This window comes from Pseudoxanthomonas winnipegensis (assembly GCF_004283755.1).
GTDB lineage: Bacteria > Pseudomonadota > Gammaproteobacteria > Xanthomonadales > Xanthomonadaceae > Pseudoxanthomonas_A > Pseudoxanthomonas_A winnipegensis.
This window is the reverse complement of the sequence record NZ_SHMH01000005.1, coordinates 105,476-129,270: the sequence shown is the minus strand read 5'-3', so window position 1 is coordinate 129,270 and position 23,795 is coordinate 105,476. Positions and strand designations below refer to the sequence as shown.

The 23,795-nt window shown below is 70.8% G+C and carries 15 protein-coding genes; 7 read left to right on the top strand and 8 right to left on the bottom strand.

What is annotated here, in order from left to right; genetic code table 11:
- Window positions 1-25: 25 nt before the first annotated feature.
- The 3 genes from EAT51_RS10860 to ligA all read right to left on the bottom strand — a co-directional run bounded on the left by EAT51_RS10860 (window position 26) and on the right by ligA (window position 4,169).
- Window positions 26-553 (bottom strand): DUF3011 domain-containing protein, encoded by a 528-nt coding sequence (locus EAT51_RS10860; protein WP_130517858.1) that lies wholly within the window; start codon window positions 551-553, stop codon window positions 26-28.
- Between the two features lie 95 nt (window positions 554-648).
- Window positions 649-1,614 (bottom strand): EF-P lysine aminoacylase EpmA, encoded by a 966-nt coding sequence (epmA, locus tag EAT51_RS10855; RefSeq protein WP_130517856.1) that lies wholly within the window; start codon window positions 1,612-1,614, stop codon window positions 649-651.
- A complete protein-coding gene (ligA, locus tag EAT51_RS10850) occupies window positions 1,611-4,169 on the bottom strand; it encodes an NAD-dependent DNA ligase LigA (protein WP_130517853.1) in 2,559 nt (852 codons plus the stop codon). The genes epmA and ligA overlap by 4 nt, the downstream gene beginning before the upstream one ends.
- Before the next feature lie 264 nt (window positions 4,170-4,433).
- On the opposite strand from ligA, the gene opgC reads away from it, so the two are divergent.
- On the top strand, window positions 4,434-5,573 hold the full coding sequence (gene opgC / locus EAT51_RS10845) for an OpgC domain-containing protein (protein ID WP_165422705.1): 1,140 nt from the start codon (window positions 4,434-4,436) through the stop codon (window positions 5,571-5,573).
- An 83-nt stretch (window positions 5,574-5,656) separates the two neighbouring features.
- Here opgC and zipA read toward each other — a convergent pair whose 3' ends face one another.
- The 3 genes from zipA to EAT51_RS10830 form a co-directional block, all read right to left on the bottom strand.
- Window positions 5,657-6,376 (bottom strand): cell division protein ZipA, encoded by a 720-nt coding sequence (gene zipA, locus EAT51_RS10840; protein WP_130517849.1) that lies wholly within the window; start codon window positions 6,374-6,376, stop codon window positions 5,657-5,659.
- 151 nt (window positions 6,377-6,527) lie between these two features.
- A complete protein-coding gene (gene smc / locus EAT51_RS10835; RefSeq protein ID WP_130561603.1) occupies window positions 6,528-10,031 on the bottom strand; it encodes a chromosome segregation protein SMC in 3,504 nt (1,167 codons plus the stop codon).
- Window positions 10,032-10,465: 434 nt separating this feature from the next.
- On the bottom strand, window positions 10,466-11,545 hold the full coding sequence (locus tag EAT51_RS10830; protein WP_130522799.1) for an ABC transporter ATP-binding protein: 1,080 nt from the start codon (window positions 11,543-11,545) through the stop codon (window positions 10,466-10,468).
- A gap of 301 nt (window positions 11,546-11,846) precedes the next feature.
- On the opposite strand from EAT51_RS10830, the gene glk reads away from it, so the two are divergent.
- The 6 genes from glk to EAT51_RS10800 all read left to right on the top strand — a co-directional run bounded on the left by glk (window position 11,847) and on the right by EAT51_RS10800 (window position 19,156).
- Complete coding sequence (gene glk / locus EAT51_RS10825) at window positions 11,847-12,875, top strand: glucokinase (protein WP_130517843.1); 1,029 nt, start codon at window positions 11,847-11,849, stop codon at window positions 12,873-12,875.
- Window positions 12,876-13,045: 170 nt separating this feature from the next.
- The gene (edd, locus tag EAT51_RS10820) at window positions 13,046-14,956 is read left to right on the top strand and encodes a phosphogluconate dehydratase (protein ID WP_130517841.1); all 1,911 of its coding nucleotides are present in this window, start codon (window positions 13,046-13,048) and stop codon (window positions 14,954-14,956) included.
- A gap of 44 nt (window positions 14,957-15,000) precedes the next feature.
- A complete protein-coding gene (gene eda / locus EAT51_RS10815; protein WP_130517839.1) occupies window positions 15,001-15,660 on the top strand; it encodes a bifunctional 4-hydroxy-2-oxoglutarate aldolase/2-dehydro-3-deoxy-phosphogluconate aldolase in 660 nt (219 codons plus the stop codon).
- A gap of 545 nt (window positions 15,661-16,205) precedes the next feature.
- Window positions 16,206-16,649, top strand: a complete 444-nt coding sequence (locus tag EAT51_RS10810; RefSeq protein WP_130517837.1) for a DUF2231 domain-containing protein — start codon at window positions 16,206-16,208, stop codon at window positions 16,647-16,649.
- Window positions 16,642-17,949 (top strand): PQQ-dependent sugar dehydrogenase, encoded by a 1,308-nt coding sequence (locus EAT51_RS10805; RefSeq protein WP_205953541.1) that lies wholly within the window; start codon window positions 16,642-16,644, stop codon window positions 17,947-17,949. The genes EAT51_RS10810 and EAT51_RS10805 overlap by 8 nt, the downstream gene beginning before the upstream one ends.
- A gap of 319 nt (window positions 17,950-18,268) precedes the next feature.
- Window positions 18,269-19,156, top strand: coding sequence for a flavin reductase family protein (locus tag EAT51_RS10800; RefSeq protein WP_130517835.1), 888 nt, complete (start codon window positions 18,269-18,271; stop codon window positions 19,154-19,156).
- 34 nt (window positions 19,157-19,190) lie between these two features.
- Here the strand turns inward: EAT51_RS10800 and EAT51_RS10795 are convergent, their stop codons facing one another.
- Window positions 19,191-20,258 (bottom strand): LLM class flavin-dependent oxidoreductase, encoded by a 1,068-nt coding sequence (locus EAT51_RS10795; RefSeq protein ID WP_130517833.1) that lies wholly within the window; start codon window positions 20,256-20,258, stop codon window positions 19,191-19,193.
- A 213-nt stretch (window positions 20,259-20,471) separates the two neighbouring features.
- Window positions 20,472-23,630, bottom strand: coding sequence for a discoidin domain-containing protein (locus EAT51_RS10790; protein WP_228257916.1), 3,159 nt, complete (start codon window positions 23,628-23,630; stop codon window positions 20,472-20,474).
- Between the last annotated feature and the right edge of the window lie 165 nt (window positions 23,631-23,795).

Sequence of the window (23,795 nt, the reverse complement as noted above, 5' to 3'; positions counted from 1 at the left end):
ATTTTACCCGCGCCGATGTGGCGGTTCATCGGACCCGGAACAGGCCCCGGCATCCGCCATCGACCCACACGCCCTGCGCGTCCCAGCCCCAGGTGCTGCCTTCCTTGCAGGCGGTGTCGGAGAGCTGGCGCAGCAGCGTGGCCGGCGGGCTGGTCACCTGCGCATCGCAGCGGCGGCGCTGCTGGTCCTGCGATTCGCAGCGCAGCACCTTGTGGCGCAGGTCGAACTCGCCGCCGTCGTCATCGCCGGCGCCGCTGATGAACTCGCCGCGGCAGCCATGATCGACCCAGACGCCGAAGCGGCCGTAATCCCAGGTACGGCCCTTGATGCACGGCATGTTGGACACCTGCCGGGTCAGGCGCACGCCGGCCGAAGTGTCCACGTCGCAATACCTCAGGTTCTGGTCCTTGGACTCGCAGCTGAAGTGCTCCACCGGCACCTCGCCCGGCGGCGTGTCGTGGCCGCCGAACATCCAGCCCACGCTGCCGCAGGCGGACAGCATCAAGGCGGCGGTTCCCGGAAGCCCGGCCTGCAGCACACGACGGATGGACACGACATTCCCCTGAGCGATACGCAAGCTTCAACTCCCTGCGAGCACTGCATGCCAGCATAGTGACCTGTTTACGATCCGTGTATGCCTTTGGTGTGTCAGGCCCGTGCGAAATCGAAGGCCAGCACGTCGGCGATGCTCGCCGTCCCCAGCATCGCCATCAGCAACCGGTCGATGCCTACCGCCACGCCGGCGCAGTGTGGCATGAGGGGCAGGGCCTCTAGCAAGAGGCGATCCTGCGGCGGCTGCACCAGACCGCGTTCGGCCCGGCGCCGCTGGTCGCCGGTAAAGCGTGCGCCCTGCTCGGCCGCGTCGCGCAGCTCGTGGTAGCCGTTGGCCAGCTCGACCGCGCCCAGGTACAGCTCGAAGCGCTCGGCCACCGGCGGGTCGTCCGGGCGCAGCCTGGCCAGGGCGGCCTGGCTGGCCGGCCAGTCATGGACAATGGTGATGCAGTCGGCGGCGAACGCCGGCTGCAGGTGGTGGGTGATCAGCAGGTCCAGCCAGTCGTCGCGGGTGAGCCCTTCGCCGTCGATGCGCACCGACGCCAGCGGCGCCTGCAGCTGTTCCAGCGTGGCGCTGAACGGGTCCAGCCGCAGGCCGCGCAGGAACAGCTCGCGGTAGGTCAGCTCGTCCACGCGCGCCCGGCGATCGACCAGGGCCAGGGCCAGGCGCACCAGCTCGACCGTCTCCTGCGCCAGGCGCCGGTGGTCCCAGCCCACGCGGTACCACTCGAGCATGGTGAACTCGGGGTTGTGGCGGCCGCCGGCCTCGCCATTGCGGAACACGCGGCCCAGTTCGTAGCAGTCGCCGATGCCGGCGGCGAGCAGGCGCTTGAGCGGGTACTCGGGCGAGGTGCGCAGCCAGCGCGTGCGCGCGCCGGCACTGACATGGCCGCTGAACGCGGTCGTGAAGCTGTCGATGTTGGGCTCGGTGTTGCCGGCCTGGGACAGCACCGGCGTCTCGACCTCCAGCACCTCGCGCTGGGCGAAGAACGCACGCACCTGGGCGTTGAGCCTGGCGCGCAGGCGCAGCACCTCCAGGCGGGCGCTGGGCTGCCAGCTCACGCGTACTGATCCAGGAAGGCGGTCAGCCGCGCCTCGTCCCAAACCTCGATGCCCAGGTCCTGCGCCTTGGTCAGCTTGGAACCGGCCTCGCTGCCGGCGACCACGAAGGCGGTCTTCTTCGACACGCTGCCGGCGACCTTGGCGCCGAGCGCCTCGAGCCGGGCGCCGGCCTCGTCGCGGGTCATCGATTCCAGGCTGCCGGTGAGCACCACGGTCTGGCCGGTCAGCGGTCCGGTCTGGATCGCGCTGGCCTGGGGCGTGATCGCGTCCAGGCGCGCCAGGGCCTCGCCGGTGGCCTGCAGCAGGTGGGCGTGGTCGTCCGCGTCGCGCCATTCGACCAGGGCGGCCGCGGTGTCCTTGGGCAGGCCGGCGGCGACCAGCGCGTCCTGGTCGGCCGCGAGGATCTGGGCGACCTGCGGCATCGCCGCGGCCAGCGCGGTGGCGCGGATCCGGGTCAGCTTGGGGATCTCCAGGTCGACCAGCAGCGTGGCCAGGTCCAGGCCTTCGCGCAGCAGCGCGCTGGGCGGATGGCTGTCGACCATCTCCACCCCGCGCGCCAGCAGGTCGTCGATGGCCTGCTGGTTGCCGGACTGTTCGAAGAAACGCCCCAGCGCGCGCGCCACCTCGCCGCCGATGTCCGGCACGCGCTTGAACACGGGCCAGGGCAGCCTGCGCACCAGCTCCAGGTCGCCGAACCACGCTGCCAGCGCCTTGGCCGTGCTCTCGCCGACATGCTCGATGCCCAGGGCGAACAGGAAGCGCTCCAGGGTCGTGCGCTTGCTGGCCTCCAGCGCGGCGACCAGGTTCTCGGCCCACTTGGTCGCGATCTTCTTGCGGTTCCAATCGAAGGCCGGCAGGCCGGCGCGCAGCAGGTCGGCCTGCCAGGTCTCCGGCACTGCATCGCCGTCGCCGCGCACGCGGGCGAGTGCGGCCTCCAGCTTCGCGTACGCGCCGGCGGCCAGATGCTCGCGCGCCTCGCGCAGGAAGCCCTCCGGCGTCTCGGCACCGGTGACCAGACGCAGCTGCAGCAGCTGATCCAGGTCGAGCGTGTAGAGATCGGCCACGCCCTGGACCACGCCGGCATCGACCAGCACCTCGATGAACTTCTCGCCCAGCCCGTCCACGTCCATCGCCCGGCGCGAGACGAAGTGGCGGATGGCCTCCTTGCGCTGGGCCGGGCAGCTCAGCTCGCCCGAGCAGCGCCACACCGCCGCGCCCTCCTCGCGCACGATGTCCGAGCCGCACACCGGGCACTGCGCCGGCATCTGCCAGGGTGCGGTGTCGGCGGGACGGCGCTCGAGGATCACGCTGACCACCTCGGGGATCACATCGCCGGCGCGGCGCACGATCACCGCATCGCCCACGCGCACGTCCAGGCGCGCGATCTGGTCGGCGTTATGCAGGGTGGCGTTGGTGACGGTGACCCCGGCCACCTGCACCGGCGCCAGGCGTGCGACCGGCGTGGCCGCGCCGGTGCGACCGATCTGGATCTCGATGTCCTCCACCGTGGTGGCCTGTTCCTGCGCCGGATACTTGTGCGCAAGCGCCCAGCGCGGCGCGCGCGAGACGAAGCCCATCTCGCGCTGGCCGGCCACGTCGTCCAGCTTGTAGACCACCCCGTCGATGTCGAACGGCAGCGAATCGCGCTTTTGCCCGATCTCGCGGTAGTAGCGCAACAGCCCCTCGGCGCCTTCGACCACCTGCGACAAGTCGCTGACCGGGAAGCCCCATTCGCGCAGGCGCTGCAGCGTGCCCGAGTGCGTGTCCGGCAGCGCGCCCTCCTCGACCTCGCCGACGCCGTACGCGTAGAACGCCAGCGGCCGCTGCGCGGTGATGCGCGCATCGAGCTGGCGCAGCGAACCGGCCGCGCCATTGCGCGGATTGGCCAGCACCTTGCCGCCATGCAGGCGCGCCTGTTCGTTATAGGCCTCGAACGCCGCCCGCGGCATATATACCTCGCCACGGACTTCCAGGACGCTGGGAATGGGGAATGGAGAATGGGGAATGGCAGAAGCAGCTCCGCTCTTGCCTTTCCCGACTCCCGATTCCCCATTCCCCATTCCCGCCACACGCAACCGCAGCGGAATGGCCCGCACCGTCCGCAGATTGGCCGTGACGTCCTCACCGGTGGTGCCGTCGCCGCGCGTGGCGCCCTGCACGAACACGCCCTGCTCGTAGCGCAGGCTGATCGCCAGGCCGTCGAGCTTGGGCTCGGCCGAGAACTTCAGCGTGCGCCGGCCCAGCCGTTCGGCGATGCGCCGCACGAAGTCTTCCACCTCGGCGTCGTCGAAGGCATTGCCCAGCGACAGCATCGGCAGCGCGTGGCGCACCTCGGCGAAGCGGCCCGAGGCCACCGCGCCCACGCGCTGGGTCGGCGAATCGGGCGTCACCAGCTCGGGATGGGCGGCCTCCAGCTCGTCCAGCTCGCGCAGCAGGCGGTCGTATTCCGCATCGGGAATATTGGGCTCATCGAGGACGTGGTAGCGGTAGCTGGCGTCATCCAGCTGCTGGCGCAGCTCGGTCACGCGCGCCTGGGGGGTCTTGGCCGGGCTCATCGGCAAATCTTACGCGAGCGGCATGTCACAGCCTGCGATGTCGATGCACGCTAGGCGTGGCGACTTACAAACACTGAACATGGCAGGCGTTAGGGTCGGATCTCCCCCGCCGCTGCCCTTGCCCATGCGAACCCCCACGTCCGCACACGGCCGCCCGTCGGCCCTGTTTCTGTTCCCCTCGCTCCTCACCTGCGCCCAGCCGTTCGGCCGCGGGAGCCACGATCCCTGCACACGCATCGTGCCCCACCGTTCGGAGCCTTGGGCTTGAACGCGCCGGTCGCCGCGCCGCGCGCGGGCAGCCGGATCGAGGCGCTGGATTTCGTCCGCGGCCTCTGCCTGCTGGTGATCGCCTTCGACCACACCTCCAGCTTCGCGCGCAAACTGGGCTACGACGGGCGCGAATGGTTCACGCCGACGATGCTGGGGTATTCCTCGGCGGCCGAGCTGTTCCTGTTCGTCTCCGGCGCGCTGATCGGGATCCTGCACACGCGCCCGGGCGTGACCTTCGCCCAGCGCTTCGTGCGCCTCTCGCACCGGGCCGGGCACCTGTACCTGTACAACGCGCTGGCCTTCGTCGCGCTGCTGGCGATCTGCTCGATCATGCTGCCCTCCAGCCTGGAGGCGCTGGGCCTGGCCGACCACGTGCAGCGCCCGGACGACTCGGCGCTGTCCTTCCTGCTGCTGGCCAACAGCCCGCCGCTGCTGGACATCCTGTCGCTGTACGTGGCCTACCTGCTGGTGTCGATCGTGTTCGTGCCGCTGGCCCAGCGCGCCGCGCCGCTGGCCTTCGGCCTGACGCTCGGCCTGTACCTGCTGTGCCAGCTGCCGGCCGCGCGCGCGGCGCTGGGCCTGCACGGCGAGGGCTACGGGCTCAATCCCTTCGCCTGGCAGCTGTGCTTCATGGGCGGCCTGCTGTGCGGGCGGCTGGGCGTCCTGGACCGGCTCGAGCGCTGGATGCGACGGCCCGCGGCGGCCGTCGCGGTCCTGGGCGCGCTGGCGCTGGCGACGGTGGCCTTCGTCGCCGACCGCAAGCTGGGCCTGAGCGATGCCTGGTGGTGGGACAAGCATCAGCTCGGCCTGCTGCGCATTCCGCATGCGGCGCTGGTGCTGGCCGCCTACTTCTGGCTGTCCGCCGCACTGCGCGATCGGCGGATGCCGCGCCCGGCGCTGGCGCTGCACGAGGTATTCGCCGCGATGGGCCGCCATTCGCTGGAGGTCTTCACCGCCGGCATCCTGCTCACCTACGCCGCCGCGCTGCTGGTGGGCAGGCTGGACCTGGGCACCGCCGGCTACTTCCTCACCCTGGCCTGCCTGGCCGCGGTGCTGTGGGGTTTCTCCCGCTACCTGGCCTGGCGCCGGCGCGTGTCGCGCCCGCGCGCCGCCCAAACGGCGCAGCCGCGATGAGGCGCCGACGCGGTTCCTGGAGGGAGTGATGCGACGCTAGCGCGTCGGCCTGGCGTCGCCGAGGCGACGCCGCAAGCCGCGGATTACCAGCGCGGCGCCTTGCTCAGCGGCGGGGCCTCGTGCTGGCGGTCGTAGCCGCGCAGCTCCTCGCGGATGTGCTGGATGCGCTGGCGGCCCAGCGCGTTGCGGCTGTCGTCCAGGACCACGCCGTCGAGCAGTTCGGCCATGCGCTGCACGTTGGGCAGCATCATCTCCCAGGCGTCCAGCGCAGTCATCGGCGCCGGCAGGGTCAGGAAGAAGGCGATGGCCGGGGTTTCCAGCTCGCGGATGGCGGCCATGTCGAAGCTGCCGGGCTGCATGATGTTGGCCATGCTGAACACCGGGCCGCGCTCGGGGTGATGCTCGATCAGGCGGTGGAACACGTTCATGTGACCGAAGGTCAGGCCGGTCTTCTCCGCGGCCACCACGATGTCCTCGCCGCGCAGCATCTGGCCCGACTTGGCCGCCACGTACAGCGATATGATCTTGTCGAAGTCCGAGCCCGGACGCTTGCCCAGGTCGCTGTCGCCGGCGCCGGGATCGGCCAGGCCCAGGTCGGGCTGACTGACGCCCTCGCCGCTGTAGTCCGGATCGGCCGGATCGCCGCCCAGGCTGGGCTCGACCCGCGCCGCATCGCCACGCTCGCCGGATTCCACGCGGCGCCCCTGCGGCGCCTTCTTGGGTCGGCCGAAGATCACCATCGCGATGATGAGGATCACGCCCACCACGGCAATGCCGATCCTCAGCATCATCACGTCCGACATGGGCTGGGGCTCCTTCTCAAAAACTGGCCGGATGGTGCCACGGCTGGTGCTTCAGGGCCAGAAGCGAGCGCTGAGGAGTGAGGAGCGAGTGAAAGCGGGAGTACGGCATTTGCCTTGCTTACTCCTCACGCCTCCACACTCACTCCTGCCTTCAGGCCGCGCCCGCCAGGCGCGAGGCTTCGGCCAGATCGACCGACACCAGGCGCGAAACGCCCGGCTCGCGCATGGTCACGCCGGAGAGCTGATCGGCCGCTTCCATCGTCGCCTTGTTGTGGCTGACGAACAGGAACTGCACCTTCTCGCTCATCTCCTTGACCATGTTGGCCAGGCGGCCGACGTTGGCCTCGTCCAGCGGCGCGTCGACCTCGTCGAGCAGGCAGAACGGCGCGGGATTGAGCTGGAAGATGGCGAACACCAGCGCCACCGCGGTCATCGCCTTCTCACCGCCCGACAGCAGCGAGATGCTGGACACGCGCTTGCCCGGCGGGCGCGCCATGATCGACACGCCGGTGTCGAGCAGGTCGTCGCCGGTCAGCTCCAGATAGGCATGGCCGCCGCCGAACAGGCGCGGGTACAGCGCCTGCACGCCGGAGTTGACCCGGTCGAAGGTCTCCTTGAAGCGGCCGCGCGTCTCGCGGTCGATCTTGCGGATGGCCTCCTCCAGCGTTTCCAGCGCGGCGGTGAGGTCGGCGTTCTGCGATTCGAGGTATTCGCTGCGCGTGCTGGCCTCGCCGTACTCGTGGATGGCCGCCAGATTGACCGGCTCCAGGCGGCGCATCTTGTAGTCCAGCTGCTGCACCGCGGCTTCCCACTCGGCCGGGTCGGCGATCTCGGGCAGCGTCTCGATCACCGCCTGCAGCACGAAGCCGGCCTGCTCCACCGCGGTGGACAGCTGTTCGGCCTTGAGCACCAGCGCCTGCTGGTCCAGGCGGCGCTGGGCGATGGCCTCGCGCTGGGCCAGGGCCTGCTCGTCGCGCTTCTGCCGGGTCTGCTCGTACTGGCGCAGGCCGTTGTCGATGCCGTCCAGCGCGGTGCGCGCCTCGGCCAGCACGCGCTCGACGCGCACGCGCTCGTGCAGGGCGTTCTCGCGCTGGGCTTCCAGCTCGGACACCGGATCCTCGCCGCCGTTGAGCTGGGCGGTGATCTCGCCCAGGCGCGAATCGAGCTGGCCGCGCTGGCCGCCCATGCGCTCCAGCGCCTGGGTCAGCGAGGCGATCTGGGTGCGCTGGGATTCCAGGGTCAGGGCCAGCGCGTGGGTCGCCTCGCGCGTGGTGCGGGCCGCTTCGCGGGCGGCATCGCGCGCGGCGGTCAGGGCGCGGCGCTCGGCGTCCAGCTGCTGGCGCGCGTCCTCCTGGTCGGCCATGCGGGTGACCGCGTCCTCCAGGCGGGCGCGGGCCTCGGCGGCCTGGTCGCGGGCCTGTTCCAGCGCGTCGGACAGCTGCGCCAGCTCGCCATCGATGCGCTCGATGCGGGTGCGCGCGGCGTCCAGCCGGCCCTGCTGGCCCTGCAGCTGGCCGGCCAGTTCGGACACGGCGCGATGGGCCTGGTACAGGCTGCGCTGGGCTTCCTCGCGCGCCTGTTCGCCGGCCAGGGCGACCTCGCGCAGCTCGGCCAGGTCCTGCTCGGCCTGCGCCTCCTGCGCCTGCAGCTGGTCGATTTGCTCGCGCAGGGTCTGGATCTCGCGCTCGCGCAGCAGGGCGCCCTGCCTGGACGCGCTGGAGCGCTGCACGTGCACCCAGCCCTGGCCCAGGCGCTCGCCGCCGCGGGTGACGATGGCATCGCCGGCCGGTAGGGTCGGCAGCAGGCTACGCGCCTGGGCGAGGTCCTCGGCCGCGTGCAGGCGGGCCAGCAGGCGGCGCACGGCCAGGGGCCCGCGCACCTTGGCCGCCAGCGAGGTCGGCGCGAAGGTCTCCTCGCCCTCCTGCGGCGAGACCAGCGCGATGCGGCCCTCGTCCAGGTCGGCCAGCGCCTCGACCAGCGACTCGGGCGACTGCACCAGCACGCCTTCGATCAGCCGCCCCAGCGCGCCTTCGACCGCGTTCTCCCAGCCGGCCTCGACGGTGAGCGACTCGCCCACGCGGGTGGCCGAATCCAGTCCGCGCGCCCGCAGCCAGGCCAGCGCGGCGCCCTGCTCCTGACCCAGCGCGGCCTGCTGCAGGGTCTCCAGCGAGGACAGCCGGCCGCGCGCGGCCTGGGCGTCCTTGCGCACCTGGGCCAGCTGCGCCTGCAGCGCCTGCTGGCGCTCGGCCACGCCGGAGACGGCCTGCTTGTGCTGCTCGACGGTCTCGTTGAGCTCGTCCAGCGAGGCCTTCTTGACCTCGTACTGCTCGAACAGCGCCTCGTAGGCGGCCGACAGCGCCTCCAGGTCCAGCCCGGCGCGCTCGGCGGTCAGCGCCTCGCGCCGGCGCTCGGATTCCAGCGACTGCCGATCCAGGTAGTCCACGCGGGTGCGCTCGACCTCCCCGGCCCGCGAGGACTCGGCGGTGGCGCGGTTGTGGGCTTCCCAACGCTGCTGCCAGTCAGCCAGCTTCGCCTCGGCCTCGCGCAAGGCATCCTGGCGCATGACGTCGTCCTCGCGCAGCTGCTCCAGCTGCGGCTCGGCCTCTTCCACCGCCTCGCGCAGCACGTCCAGGCGCGCGCTGTCGCTTTCGATGTGCGTGCCCAGCTCGGCCAGCTGCGCCTGGGCCTCGGCCTGGGCCTTGACCAAGCGCGTGGACAGGTCGCGCTGATGCTGGATCTGCTGTTCGATGCGGGCCAGCGTGCTGCCGACCTGGTAGACATCGGCCTGGGCGCGGCCCAGCGCCTCGACCGCCTCGTCGCGGCGCACGCGGTCGCCCTCGATCTGGGCCTCGGCCTCGCGCTGCTCGGCGATCAGCTGCTGCAGGCGGGTCTCCTCGACCGAGAGGCCCTCGCGCAGGCCGCGCAGCTGGCCGTCCAGGCCGCGATATTCCAGCGCCTTCCACTGCGCGTCCTTGATCCGGCGCTCTTCCTGGTAGGCCTGGTACTGCTCGGCCTGGCGCGCCTGCCGCTTGAGATGCTCGAGCTGCTTGTCCACTTCCTCGCGCAGGTCGGACAGGCGCTCGAGGTTCTCGCGGGTGTGGCGGATGCGGGTCTCGGTCTCCTTGCGGCGCTCCTTGTACTTGGAGATGCCCGCGGCCTCCTCCAGGTAGACGCGCAGGTCCTCGGGCCGGGCCTCGATGATCTGGCTGATCATGCCCTGCTCGATGATCGAGTAGCTGCGCGGCCCCAGGCCTGTGCCGAGGAACAGGTCGGTGATGTCGCGCCGGCGGCACTTGGTGCCGTTGAGGTAGTAGTTGCTCTGCCCGTCGCGGCTGACGGTGCGCTTGACCGAGATCTCGTTGAACGCGGCGAATTCGCCGGAGATGGTGTGGTCGGCGTTGTCGAAGATCAGCTCGACCGTGGCCTGCGCCACCGGCTTGCGCGCCGCCGAGCCGGAGAAGATCACGTCGGTCAGCGAATCGCCGCGCAGGCGGCTGGCCGAGCTCTCGCCCATCACCCAGCGCACCGCGTCGATGATGTTGGACTTGCCGCACCCGTTGGGGCCGACCACGCCGGTCATGTTGGTCGGCAGGTGCAGCGTGGTGGGATCGACGAAGGATTTGAAGCCGGACAGCTTGATCGTGGACAGGCGCATGCGTCGCGTCGCGTTGGCGGCGCGCGGGCCCTCTCAAAGGGGGGAGAAGGCCGCGCAGCCGGGGTGATGGAGTCCGGCGGCGCTTGGCGCGGGCCTGCGGGGCCCGGCGCGGCACGGCCGTCGGCGGACACCGGAGTATACCGGCGCCCTACCTGGGCGGCCGGACCCAGGGCCTGTCATTAATTCCTGGGTGGGTCGCGCCGCCCTTGCGCGTGCCCGGGGCAAGGAAGCGGGAGGGAGTGGACGTCCGTCCACGACCGAGCAATGACGCGGCCCCGGGTGCGCGCAAGGGCGGCCCTTCGGGTTGGCGCTGCAAGGCCGCCATCTTCGCGCCGCGCGGCTTGGCCTGACGGCCAGTCAAGCCTGCGCCACGCGACGCGAACCTGACGGCCTTGCAGCGCCAACGCGACCTGCCCAGGAGTTGATGGCAGGCCCTAGGCTTCCAGGCGGCGCTCGTCGGCCGGGTCGAAGCAGTGCAGGCGCGCGGGGTCCAGCTGCAGGCCGATCGGCTCGCCCGGCGCGGGCAGCGCGCGCGGGGCCACGCGGGCCACCAGCGCCAGCTTGCCGGCCAGCAGGTGGACGAAGATCTCGTTGCCGACCGGCTCGATGTTCTCCACGGTGGCCGCGAAGCTGCCCGGGGCGCCGGCCTGGACCAGATGCAGGTCCTCCGGGCGCACGCCCACGATCAGCGCCCGGCCGGGCGTGGCCGGCGCCGGGGCGGCGCCGTGCCAGGGCACCACGGTGCCGTCGTCCAGCCGCAGGCCCTCGGCCTGCGCGGTGCCGCGCAGCACGTTCATCGCCGGGCTGCCCAGGAAGCCGGCCACGAACAGGTTGGCCGGCCGGTCGTACAGCGCCATCGGCGTGTCGATCTGCTGGATCTGCCCGTCCTTGAGCACCACGATGCGCTGCCCCAGGGTCATGGCCTCGACCTGGTCGTGGGTGACGTAGATCATGGTCGTGCCCAGCTGCCGGTGCAGGCGGGCGATCTCGCTGCGCACCGAGTTGCGCAGTTTGGCGTCCAGGTTGGACAGCGGCTCGTCCAGCAGGAACACCGCCGGCTCGCGCACCAGCGCCCGGCCCAGCGCCACGCGCTGGCGCTGGCCGCCGGACATCGCCTTGGGCAGCTTGTCCAGCATCGAGGTCAGCCCGAGCGTTTCGGCCGCGGCCTGGATGCGCGCGGCGATGGTGGCCTTGTCGTGCTTGCGCAGCTTCAGGCCGAAGGCCAGGTTCTGCGCGACCGTCATGTGCGGATACAGCGCGTAGGACTGGAACACCATGGCGATGTCGCGGTCCTTGGGCGCCACGTCGTTGACCACGCGCGGGCCGATCTTCAGCGTGCCGCCGCTGATCTCCTCCAGCCCGGCGATCATGCGCAGCAGGGTGGACTTGCCGCAGCCCGAGGGCCCCACCAGCACCATCAGCTCGCCGTCGGCGACCTCGAAACTGGCGCCGTGCACGGCCACCTGGCCGTTGTCGTACACCTTGCGGACCTGATCCAGCTGCACACTCGCCATCGTGTCTCCTTCAGTTTCGTTGCTGCACCGCACACGGCATCGCGCTGGGCGCGCGCTGCGGCGAAGGCTACGCCCGACCCAGTGACGAGCGCAGGCGCGACGCGCTATTCTGCCATGTAAGCGTTTTCACCACGCCAATCCCACAATCGACTTGCCGGAGGGGGCGATGTCGAAATCTCCCACGCATTCGTATGCGCCGCATGGCCGGACGGGGCCACGCGCTACCATCCGTCGCGCCTCGCGCCCCGGCCCGTCGACGTGGCCGGCGCCCGATCCTTCTTCCTCGTTCCAGGAATCCCGCATGAGCTCTTCCGACCCCGCGCAGTGCGTCCTGCTGGCCGACATCGGCGGCACCAACGTGCGCTTTGCGCTGGCCGACACCGGTGCCGACAACCCGCTGCTGGTGGACAGCACGCGCGAGTACGTCGTGGCCGACTTCCCCTCGCTGGCCGATGCGGCCAAGCACTACATGGACCAGACCGGGACCACGGCGCGCAACGGCGTGTTCGCCGCGGCCGGCCGGGTCGACGGCGACGAGGTCCGCGTCACCAACCACCCCTGGGTGATCCGCGTGCCGCGGCTGAAGAAGATGCTCGGCTTCGAGGGCGTGAAGCTGATGAACGACTTCGCCGCCCAGGCCATGGCCTCCTCCCTGCTCGGCCCGGACGACGTGGCCCAGGTCGGCGGCACGCCGTGGAAACCGGTGCCGCTGTCGCGCAACCTGACCTATGCGGTGATCGGCCCGGGCACGGGCCTGGGCGCCGGCGGCCTGCTGGTGCGCGACGGCAAGCGCTATGCGCTGGAGACCGAGGGCGGCCATGTCAGCTTCCCGCCGGGCAATCCGGAGGAGATCGAGATCCTGGAGCGGCTCTCGCGCCAGTTCGGCCGGGTGTCCAACGAGCGGCTGATCTGCGGCCCGGGCCTGGTCAACATCCATCGCGCGCTCAGCGAGATGGCCGGCGAGGACCCCGGTCCGATGCAGCCCTCGGACGTGACCGCGCGCGCGGCCGAAGGCGATGCGCGCTGCCTGCATGCGCTGGACGTGTTCTTCGCCGTGTTCGGCGCGATCGCCGGCGACCTGGTGCTGACCCTGGGCGCCTGGGACGGCGTGTTCCTGTGCGGCGGGCTGGTCCCGCGCCTGCTGCCGCAGCTGCAGCGCTCGGGCTTCCGCCAGCGCTTCGAGCACAAGGGCCGCTTCTCGCCGGCGATGGGCAAGATCCCGGTGCTGGCCAACCTGCACAAGCAGCCGGGCCTGCTGGGCGCGGCGGCCATGGCCGTGGAGGTGTTCGGACCCGCCTACAAGCACGCGCCGGAACCGCCGGTCGCCTGACTGGAATCGTATTGGTATCTTCGCCGCGCGCCCGGTCGAAACGCGATCGCGCTAGACTTGGGGCCTGCTGACGACCGCAGCGGAATTGCAGATCCCACTGGTATTGCCAGTGGTCTGCTTCAGCCCGGTTCGCGACGCGCCCTCTTTCCCGCCTGTCACAGCCGCCTGCCATGACCCTGCATCCGCGCATCGAAGCCGTTACCGACCGCATCCGCCGCCGCAGCGCGCAGCCGCGCCGGGCCTACCTGGAAGGCATCGACGCGGTGCTCAAGGACGGCCCGCAGCGCACCCGCCTGAGCTGCGGCAACCTGGCCCACGCCTTCGCCGCGTGCGGACCGACCGACAAGGGCCGGCTGCGTGCGGACGTGACGCCCAACTTGGGCATCGTCACCGCCTACAACGACATGCTCTCGGCGCATCAGCCCTTCGAGCACTACCCCGAGATGATCCGTCAGCTGGCGCGCGAGCTGGGCGCCACCGCGCAGGTCGCCGGCGGCGTGCCGGCGATGTGCGACGGCGTCACCCAGGGCCGGCCGGGCATGGAGCTGTCGCTGTTCTCGCGCGATGTCATCGCCCAGGCCACGGCGATCTCGCTGAGCCACGACATGTTCGACGCGGCGCTGTACCTGGGCGTGTGCGACAAGATCGTGCCGGGCCTGCTGATGGGCGCGCTGGCCTTCGGCCATCTGCCGGCGGTGTTCGTGCCGGCCGGGCCGATGACGCCGGGCATCCCGAACAAGGAAAAGGCGGCCGTGCGCGAGCGCTACGCCGCCGGCGAGGCCACCCGCGAGGAGCTGCTGGAGGCCGAATCGGCCAGCTACCACGGCGCCGGCACCTGCACCTTCTACGGCACGGCCAACTCCAACCAGACCCTGCTGGAGGCCATGGGCCTGCAGCTGCCGGGCACCAGCTTCGTCAACCCGGACCTGCCGCTGCGCGACGTGCTGACCCGCGCGGCGGCCGAGCGCGCGCTGCGCATCACCGCCCTGGGCGAGGACTACCGCCCGATCGGGCATCTGGTGGACGAGCGCGCGATCGTCAACGCGATCGCCGCGCTGATGGCCACCGGCGGCTCGACCAACCACACCATCCACTGGGTGGCGGTGGCGCGCGCGGCCGGCATCGTGCTGACCTGGGACGATATCGACGAGATCTCGCAGGTCGTGCCGCTGCTGGCCCACGTCTACCCCAACGGCGAGGCCGACGTGAACCGCTTCGCCGCCGCCGGCGGCACCCAGTTCGTGTTCCGCGAGCTGCTCGACGCCGGCCTGATGCACGACATCCCGACCATCGTGGCCGGCGGCATGCGCGCCTACTGCGACGAGCCGCGCCTGGCCGATGGCCAGCTGGCCTACAGCCCCGGCATCGCCACCAGCGCCGACGAGAAGGTGGTGCGCCCGGTGTCGGCGCCGTTCGAGGCCCAGGGCGGCCTGCGCCTGCTGCGCGGCAACCTGGGGCGCTCGCTGATCAAGACCTCGGCGGTCAAGCCCGAGTACCGTCGCATCCATGCCCCGGCCGTGGTCGTGGACGACCCGCGCAGCCTCAACAAGCTGCACGCCGCCGGCGCCCTGCCGCAGGACTTCGTCGCGGTGGTGCGCTACCAGGGCCCGCGCGCCAACGGCATGCCCGAGCTGCATTCGCTGGCGCCGCTGCTGGGCCTGCTGCAGAACCAGGGCCGGCGCGTGGCGCTGGTCACCGACGGCCGCCTGTCCGGCGCCTCGGGCAAGATCCCGGCCGCGATCCACATCACCCCCGAAGCCGCCGCCGGCGGCCCGCTGGCGCGCCTGCGCGAGGGCGACATGATCCTGCTCGACGCCGAGGCCGGCGTGCTGGAGGCGCAGGTAGACGCGGAGGAATGGCAGCTGCGCACGCTGGCGCCCGACACCGCCCGGCCCTCGCACGACCTGGGCCGCAACCTGTTCGCGCTCAACCGCGCCCAGGTGACGCCGGCCGACCAGGGCGCGGTGTCCATTTCCTGCGGCCCGCCCACGCCCGAGCACGGCTGGGAGGTCGACGCCGAATACGAACTGGGCGACACCCCGCAGGCCGCCGCGGCCCCGCACGAGGCCAAGGACGCCTGACCGGCGCCCTGCCCCATCCTCTTCCACGCACGCAAGGCACGACCATGATCATCTCCAAGCGCCAGCAACAGACTGAAGACCTGCTTCGCCGCGCCGGCATCCTGCCGGTGGTCGCGGTGGACACGCTGGACCAGGCCCGCGGCGTGGCCCATGCGCTGCTGGAAGGCGGCCTGCCGGTGATCGAACTGACCCTGCGCACGCCGGTGGCGATGGAAGCGCTGGCCACGCTCAAGCGCGAGCTGCCGCAGTTCGCCATCGGCGCGGGCACGGTGCTGACCATCGACCAGATCGGTCAGTGCGTGGGCGCCGGCGCCGACTTCATCGTCACCCCCGGCACCCCGGCGCACATGGCCGAGGCGCTGGCCGCCGCGCCCATCCCGGTGATCCCCGGCGCGGCCACGCCGACCGAACTGCTGACCCTGCTGCAGCTCGGCTTCCACGTGTGCAAGCTGTTCCCCGCCAATGCGGTGGGCGGGCTGGCGATGATCAAGGGCCTGCACGGGCCGATCCCGCAGCTCAAGCTCTGCCCCACCGGCGGCATCACCGAGGCCACCGCCGCCGAATACCTGGCCCAGCCCAACGTGGTGTGCATCGGCGGCTCGTGGATGGTGCCCAAGCAGTGGATCACCGCGGGCGACTGGACTTCCGTGCGCGAGACCGCCGCGCGCGCCGCGCAGATCGTCAAGCAGGCGCGCGGCGGCTGAGTGTCGCCTGCGCAGGCGCTGCGAGTGCACGCGTCTCCTGCACCTGCCGCATCTGCGTCTGAATTCACCGACCTGCTTGCGCAGGAAGCGCTCCGCGCCGCCTTAGGGCTAGGAGCACGCCCCCTGAGGTGGCAACAACGCATCCCATCGTCATTCCCGCGCAAGCGGGAATCCAGGGACTTTGGAGCTTGCGTGAAAGCCAGTGGATTCCCGCCTTCGCGGGAATGACGGGGGTGCGAGGGCTTCGCCGCCCACCGCTCGATGCAGACAATGCGAAGCTCTCACGCTCGAACAAACACCCTAGAACCGTCGTTCCCGCGAAAGCGGGAACCCATGGACGTGGGCGCTTGCGCGCGAAAGCCACTGGATTCCCGCCTTCGCGGGATTGACGAAGCAGCGGTGGCGTAGGCAGCGCCTACGCGCCGCTGGACGCACCGTCGCGCGATAGCGACCACCACACCACATCCACATCCGGGCGAGGACAGTGAACCGCGTCCTGCGCCGATCGCTGCGCCGGACGCCTTTCCTCGCTTCGAGACCTCTCCATGACATCGCACACCGCACCGCGACGCTCGGCCGTCGCCGCCGCGCTCTACGGGCTGCTCAATCCGATCCCGTTCGGTTGCTTCGTCGCCGCGCTGATCTTCGACATCACCTACGCCAACACCGGGGTGATCCTGTGGATGAAGAGCGCGGCGTGGCTGATCGTCCTGGGCCTGGTCGCCGCCATCATCCCGCGCCTGGTCAATCTGGCGCAGGTGTGGATCACCGGGCGCCGCACCGCGCTGGGCGCGGACCGGCTGGCCTTCTGGCTCAACCTGCTGGCCATCGTCGCGGCGATCTTCAACGCCTTCGTGCACAGCCGCGATGCCTATGCCGTGATCCCCGCCGGCGCGTGGCTGTCGGCCCTGACCGTGCTGCTGCTGGCCGTCGGCAATGTGCTGATCGCCGTGCGCGACGCCCGCCTTGGAGGCTATGTCCATGACTGATTCCCTCACCCGCACCACCCTGGGCCTGGCCTGCGCGATCCTGCTGGCCGCCTGCGGCGGCAAGGCCGAACTGCATCCGGCGCAGCAGTCCGGCGACGCGCCGCCGCTACCGGCCGCGCGCAACTTCCTGGTGCCGCCGATGCAGGTGCCCGACGGCGTGGGCTGGAAGGACGGCCAGACGCCCAAGGTCGCCGATGGCCTGAAGATCGAGAAGATCGCCGACGGCCTGATGCATCCGCGCCAGCTCTACGTGCTGCCCAACCACGACGTGCTGGTGGTCGAGGCCAACGGCCCCGGCGCCGAGCCGGTGACTACGCCCAAGCAGCTGGTCGCCAACAAGATCAAGGGCCAGTCCGGCAAGAGCGGCAAGGGCGGCAACCGCATCACCCTGCTGCGCGCCGGCGCCGACGGCCGCTGGGAGAAGCACGTGTTCCTGGAACACCTGCACTCGCCCTTCGGCGTGCAGCTGATCGGCAGCGACCTGTATGTGGCCAATGCCGACGCGATCATGAAGTTCCCCTACGTCGCCGGCCAGACCCGCATCACCGCGCCGGGCGTGGAGTTCACCGACCTGCCGGGCACCATCAACCATCACTGGACCAAGGCGCTGCTGGCCAGCCCCGACGGCCGCAAGCTGTACGTCGGCGTGGGCTCCAACAGCAACATCGGCGAGAACGGGCTGGAGCAGGAATACCGCCGCGCGGTGGTGCTGGAAGTGGACGTGGCCTCGGCCGGCAGCCGCATCTACGCCTCGGGCATCCGCAACCCCACCGGCCTGCAGTGGGAGCCGACCACCGGCAAGCTGTGGGCCATCGCCAACGAGCGCGACGAGATCGGCGCCGACCTGGTGCCCGACTACCTGACCTCGGTGCAGGAAGGCGGCTTCTATGGCTGGCCCTACAGCTATTACGGCCAGCACGTGGACACGCGCGTCAAGCAGCAGCGGGAAGACCTGGTGGCCAAGGCGATCAAGCCGGACTACGCGCTGGGCTCGCATGTGGCGGCGCTGGGCCTGTGGTTCTCGCAGGACAACGCCCTGCCGGCCAAGTACCACGGCGGCGCCTTCGTGGCCGAGCACGGCAGCTGGGACCGCTCGCCGCTGAGCGGCTACGAGGTGGTGTACGTGCCGTTCCAGCAGGGCATGCCGGCGGGGCCGCCGCAGACGGTGGTCAGCGGCTTCCACTCCGACGACGAGAAGCAGCTGTTCGGCGCGCCGGTGGGCCTGGCGCAGGACGCCAGCGGCGCCCTGCTGATCGCCGACGACGTGGGCGATACGGTGTGGCGCGTGAGTTCGCGCTGAGGGTGGGCGGTAGCGGCGCTTCTGGTGGGAGCCGCCATGGCGGCGATGAGGCTTTACTAGCGATCGTCACCGGCCGCTCGCCTACCGCCGTTTCTTCGCACGCGGGAACCCGGCGTCTTCGCCTTCCGCGCGAAAGCCGCTGGATTCCCGCGTTCGCGGGAATGACGAGTGGGGGTTTCCTGATAAAGCCCCATCGCCGCCTCGGCGGCTCCCACGGTGCGAATGCCAACGCCGCAACGCGGTATGCGATGCGACTGGACCCGTCGCAGCGCGCGAGTTGGTAGGCTGCGCTCCCCCGCCGTCGCCGCAAGTCCCGGACATGCTTCAGACCCACGATCCCCGCGCCCTGCGCGACGCCTTCGGCGCCTTCATGACCGGTGTGACGGTGGTGACAGCGCTGGATGCGCAGGGGCGGCCGATCGGCTTCACCGCCAACTCCTTCGCCAGCGTCTCGCTGGACCCGCCGCTGCTGCTGGTCTGCCTGGCGCGCAGTTCGCGCAATCTGGCAGCCTTCACCCAGGGCCCGGGCTTCGCGGTCAACGTGCTGGCCGAACACCAGAAGGAGATCTCCAACCGCTTCGCCCAGCCCGTGCAGGACCGCTTCGCCGGTCTGGCGTGGCGCACTGGCCCGCATGGCGCGCCGCTGATCGAGACGGTGGCGGCGTGGTTCGACTGCGCGCTGGAACGCGTGGTCGAGGCCGGTGACCACGTGATCCTGCTCGGCCGCGTGCAGGCCTTCGAGCACAGCGCCGCCAACGGGCTGGGCTACGTGCGCGGCAGCTACTTCACCCCGCGCCTGGCCGAGGAAGCCACGCGCACCGCCAGCGCGGCCCCCGAGGCGCGCGCGGTGGCGATCGCCACGCGCGAGGATCAGGTGCTGCTGTTCGAGGACAGCGACGGCCAGCTGCACCTGCCGGCCTTCGATATTCCGCAGGGCGAGGACGCGACGCTGGCCAGCCGCCTGCGCGAGGCGACCGAGCTGCCGGTGGTGGTCGGCTTCGTCTATGCGGTGTGCGGCCACGGCCACGAGCGCCGCATCGTCTACCGCTGCGAGCTGGGCACCGGCGTCGCCACCCATGGCGTGTTCTTCGCGCCCGAGGCGATCCCGCTGGAGCGCATCGGCGATGAGGAGATGCGCGGCATCCTGCAGCAATACGTCGGCGAGAGCGCGCTGTTGCCGCAGCTGCCGACGCGCCAGGCCGACTGACCCCGCGCCTGCAGCAGCGCGCCGGACGCGCGCCTTATGCCGCGGCGGGTTCGATCGCGTCGCCGACCACCGGGCCTTCGGTGTTCTGCTTCCAGCCCAGGGCGGGCGCGACGTATTTGGCGAAGGACTCCAGCACGTGCAGGTTGTAGTCCGGCCCCAACTGACTGGGGATGGTCAGCATCAGCGTATCGGCCGCCATCACCGCGCTGTCGGCCTTGAGCTGGTCGATCAGCCTGTCCGGCGTATCCGCATAGGTCTTGCCGAAGGTCGAGCGGAAGCCGTCGATGATGCCCACCGTATCGCTCGCCCCGTCGCCGCGCTGGCCGAAGTAGCGCGCGTCCAGCTCGTTGACGATGGGGAACACGCTGCGGCTGACCGACACGCGCGGCGCGCCGCTGTGCCCGGCCTCGCGATAGGCCTGGCGGAAGCGCGCGATCTGCTCGGCCTGCAGCGCGTGGAAGGGCTTTCCATCGTCCTCGGTGAGCAGCGTGGAGGACATCAGGTTCAGACCCTGGCGTCCGACCCATTCGGCCGTCTCGCGGGTGCCCGAGCCCCACCAGATGCGCTTGACCAGGTCGGGCGCACGCGGCTCGATCGCCAGGCGCTGGCCGGGCCCGACCAGCTGCGGGTCGCCTGGCGCGATCGGTTCGCCCTTGATGGCGCGCAGGAACAGCGCGAACTTCTCGCGCGCCAGGTCGCCGCCGCGCGGATCGGCCGCGCCGGTGTAGCCGAAGGCCTCGTAGCCGCGCAGGGCCGGCTCGGGCGAGCCGCGGCTGATGCCCAGCGCGATGCGGCCCTGCGCGATGGCATCCAGCGCGGCGGCCTCCTCGGCCAGGTACAGCGGATTCTCGTAGCGCATGTCGATCACGCCGGTGCCCACCTCGATGTGCCGGGTGCGCGCGGCGATGGCCGCCAGCAGCGGCATCGGCGCGGCCTGCTGGCGCGCGAAGTGATGCACGCGGAAGTAGGCGCCGTTGACGCCCAGGGCATCGGCGCCGACGCCGATCTCAACCGCCTGGCGGATCATCTCGGCCGAGGTGCGGGCCACCGAACCCGGGCTATGCCCGTAGTGGCCGAAGCTCAGGAATCCGAATGCGCGCATGGCACGACCTCCACTGGTCCATCGAGCACTGAATGGTCCCGCATCCCGGCATGCCTGCCCGTGAACGTGCCTCGCTTTCCTGCTGGTGGGTGGGAACCATCACGGCAGCTCCCTCTTGTAGAGCGGAGCTTGCTCCGCTGCTCTTCGTTCGGTTCGTGGGAAAGGCCCGAGCGGAGCAAGCTCCGCTCTACAAGTAGCGACGCACGACCTCGCTCACGGCGCCGCGATCCGCACCGTCGCCGGCAGCCTGGTGATGCGCAGCGCACCGCCCTGCCACTGCGCGGGCTTGCCGTCGATGGTCGCCTGGCCCGGCGTGCCCGCATACGGCCAGGGCAGCACCAGGCCGCCCTTGGGCAGCTTCAGGCCGGCCGGCACGTCCAGCTGCAGCTGGCCATCGGCGTGCCTGAGCGTGTAGCTCAGCGGGCCCTCGGGCGTGCGCAGGCCGGCGATGGCGATGCCCTGCTCGTCCAACCAGGCCGGCGGAATGCCCGCGGCCAGCACCAGGCTGTCGTCCAGCTCGCGCGTGTAGGCGAACATGTCCAGCGCGGTGCGCACGAAGTCCGACGCCACCCAGGCATGCGGCAGGTCGCCGAGGAAGAACGGCACCCGCGGCGTATGCGAGACCACCTCGGCCCACTGGTTCCAGGGCTGGGGGGTGCGATGGGCGAAGAAGAAGTCCACCGCGCGGTTGGCGCGCGTGCGCCAGCCCAGCCGCACGAAGGCGGCCACGTTGCGCCACTCGTAGGGCGTGTAGTCCTTCCACGCGCGCTGGCCGTCGGCCCGCTGCTCGAATTCGGTCCAGTAGCGCTGGAAGGTGTTGTCCAGCAGCGGCTGCGGCAGCTGGCCCTGCTCGCCGCCCGGCGCCAGGGCGATGGTGGTCGAGGTGGAGTCGAAATCGCCCAGCTCGGCCGAGCCGGGCAGAAAATCGATGCCGTGCTCACGCGCCGCCGCCTGCAGCGAGGCCATCAGATCGGCGCGGAACTGATCGCGCGAGGCGGCCATGCGCTTGGCGTCCTCGGTCTTGCCCAGGACCTGGGCCAGTTCGACCGCGTCCTTGTAGCCGCGCAGCGCCCAGAAGTTGTCCCAGTACGAATGCACCGGCTTGGCCGAATAGCCCTCGTGGCTGATCGACACCGGCATCATCCCGTAGAAGGCCGGATCCTTGGCGCGGTTCTGCTCGGTGCGCTCGGACAGGCGCAGCTGTTCCATGTAGCGATAGGCGCCCTCCACGTGCGGCCACATGCGCTGCACGAAGGCGGTGTCGCCGGTATAGCGCCAGTAGTCGGCGATGGCGAAGATCAGCTCGCCATGGCTGTCGTTCTCCGGCACCGGGTCGCTGCCGCGGCGGTCCACGCAGCACGGCACCATGCCGTCCTTGAACTGGAACGGCGCATACCAGGCGATGTAGTCGCGCACCACCTGCGGGCGGCCCATGCGCAGCAGGCCCTCGGAGATCATCGCCCCGTCGCGGATCCAGCTGCGGTTGTACGAGCGCGTGCCCGGCTGCAGGCGCGGCCCCACGCGCGAGATCAGCATGTGCGCGGTGGCGGTGCGCAGCGTATCGACCAGCGGCTGGCCGGCGGCCGGTACGGTGAAGCGCACGCGGTCCAGCTTGTCGCGCCACAGCGCCGCCACCGCGTCCTGACGCGCCTGCGCGCCGCAGTCGGCGGCGGTTACGCTGCTCGAGCAGCGCGGCTTGCCGGTCATCGGAACGCGCAGGTCGAACTGGCGCGACTGGCCCGGTTCCAGCGTCAGCTCGTACACGTAGGCGCCGGAGGCCAGGCCGGTCTCGTCGACCACCTCGGCCTGCGCCGGCACCGTGTCGTCCAGCAGGTGCGAGACCGCCATGCCGCCGTCGAAGCTTGTGGCGAAGGCGGCATCGGGCGCCTGCGAGGCGTACACCCGCGGCGCGCCGTTGACGCGCGCGGTGCGGCCGTCGAAGGCGATCGACTCGATCCGGCTCACCCCGCCCGGCACACTCAGGAACTGCGTCGGCGGGTTGACCTGGAACGGCCGCAGCGCCAGCGCCAGGCGATACGCATGCGCGCGGCTGTCCGGATTGCGCAGCGTGTAGCGCACGACCAGCTGCGAATCGGCCGGCGTGCCGTCGGCGAAGGCCGTGGTGGTCAGCGCCAGCGCCGGATGGCGCCACTCCACGCTGGGGATCGGCAGATAGCCGTCCTGCAGGCTTTGCTGGGCCTTGACGTCGGCCCAGCTCACCAGCCGCCCGTCGGTCACCACGAACGGCTCGACGCTGAAGCCGCCGCGCGCGACCTCCACCGCGCCGTCCTCGCCGATCAGGCCCTGCTCGGTGCCGCCATCCAGGCCGATGATCGTCCAGTACGGCTGCTGGCCGCTGAAGCCGCGCGGATACCAGCCCTTGGGCGAGGTCGCCGCGATGGTCTTGATCACCTCGTTGGGCGTGGCCGAGAACGCCAGCGGCAGGACCTGCAGTTCGGCCAGGCCGAAGGAGTTGTGCGGCCCTTCGGCGGGCAGCACGCGCACGTAGCGCGCTTCGGTTTCCGGCAGCGCGATCCAGTCGGTGCCGCCATCGCCATCGACCACCGCGCGCGCGTCGCGCCACTGCACGCCGTCGTCGGACAGCTGCACCAGGTAGTCGCTGGCCTGCTCGCCCGGCTTCCACACCAGCTTGAGCCCGCCGAACTCGCGCACGCTGTGCAGGTCCAGGGTCAGCTGCGGCGGCGTGGCCGCATCGAAGTCCGCATACCAGGCCGTGTCCGGATTACCGTCCACCGCCAGCGCAGCGCTGCTGCCGCCGTTGGCGGTCGAGGCGCTGGCCGAGCCGGTAAGCGGGCGGGTGTCCTGCGGCGGCAGCGCGGTGAAGGTGAGCGCATCGAAGCACACCGAGCCCTTGCCGCCGGCGTTGTTGTAGATCGTGTACTCCAGCTTGGCGCTATGGCGCAGCGTCTTGTCCGGGTCCGGCCCCCAGGCCTTGTCGATCTGGCGCTTGCGATAGGTCACCGGCGTCCACTCGCCGGGAAAGTCGTAGGCCGGCCGATTGACCCACCACACGTTGTCGCCCGAGGCATCGGTGAGCTTGAACTGCAGATCGTTGGCCGGCGAGGCCCCGCGCAGCTGGAAGTCGAAGCGATAGTTGTCCGGATAGTCCAGCGCCACCTGGCGCTGCAGCCCCGCATAGCCGGACACGCCGTGGTAGTCGTAGTCCAGGCACAGCGCCTTGCCGCCATCGGCCCCGGGCACCGTACGCAGGCTCGCGGTGACCTGGTTGGAGGTCACCACCTTCCAGGTGGAAGGATCGTCGAACGCATCGAGCACGCGCGTCTGCGCTTGCGCAGACGCAGGCAAGCCAAGCGCGATCAAGAAAGCGACAAGCGAGCGGCAACGGGACATGTCAATGACGTTCATCGAAAAGATTATGGGAGATTCCCGTGAAGACAACCGTCTCGCGGAATCCAAAGCTGTTGCCTTGGCTTTTCCGTCCCCCTTGAGGCGCGGCGGAGGGCCGAGGACCAGACCCGAAGGGCGCCGCACAGGAGTGCGGCGTTTTCCGAGGGG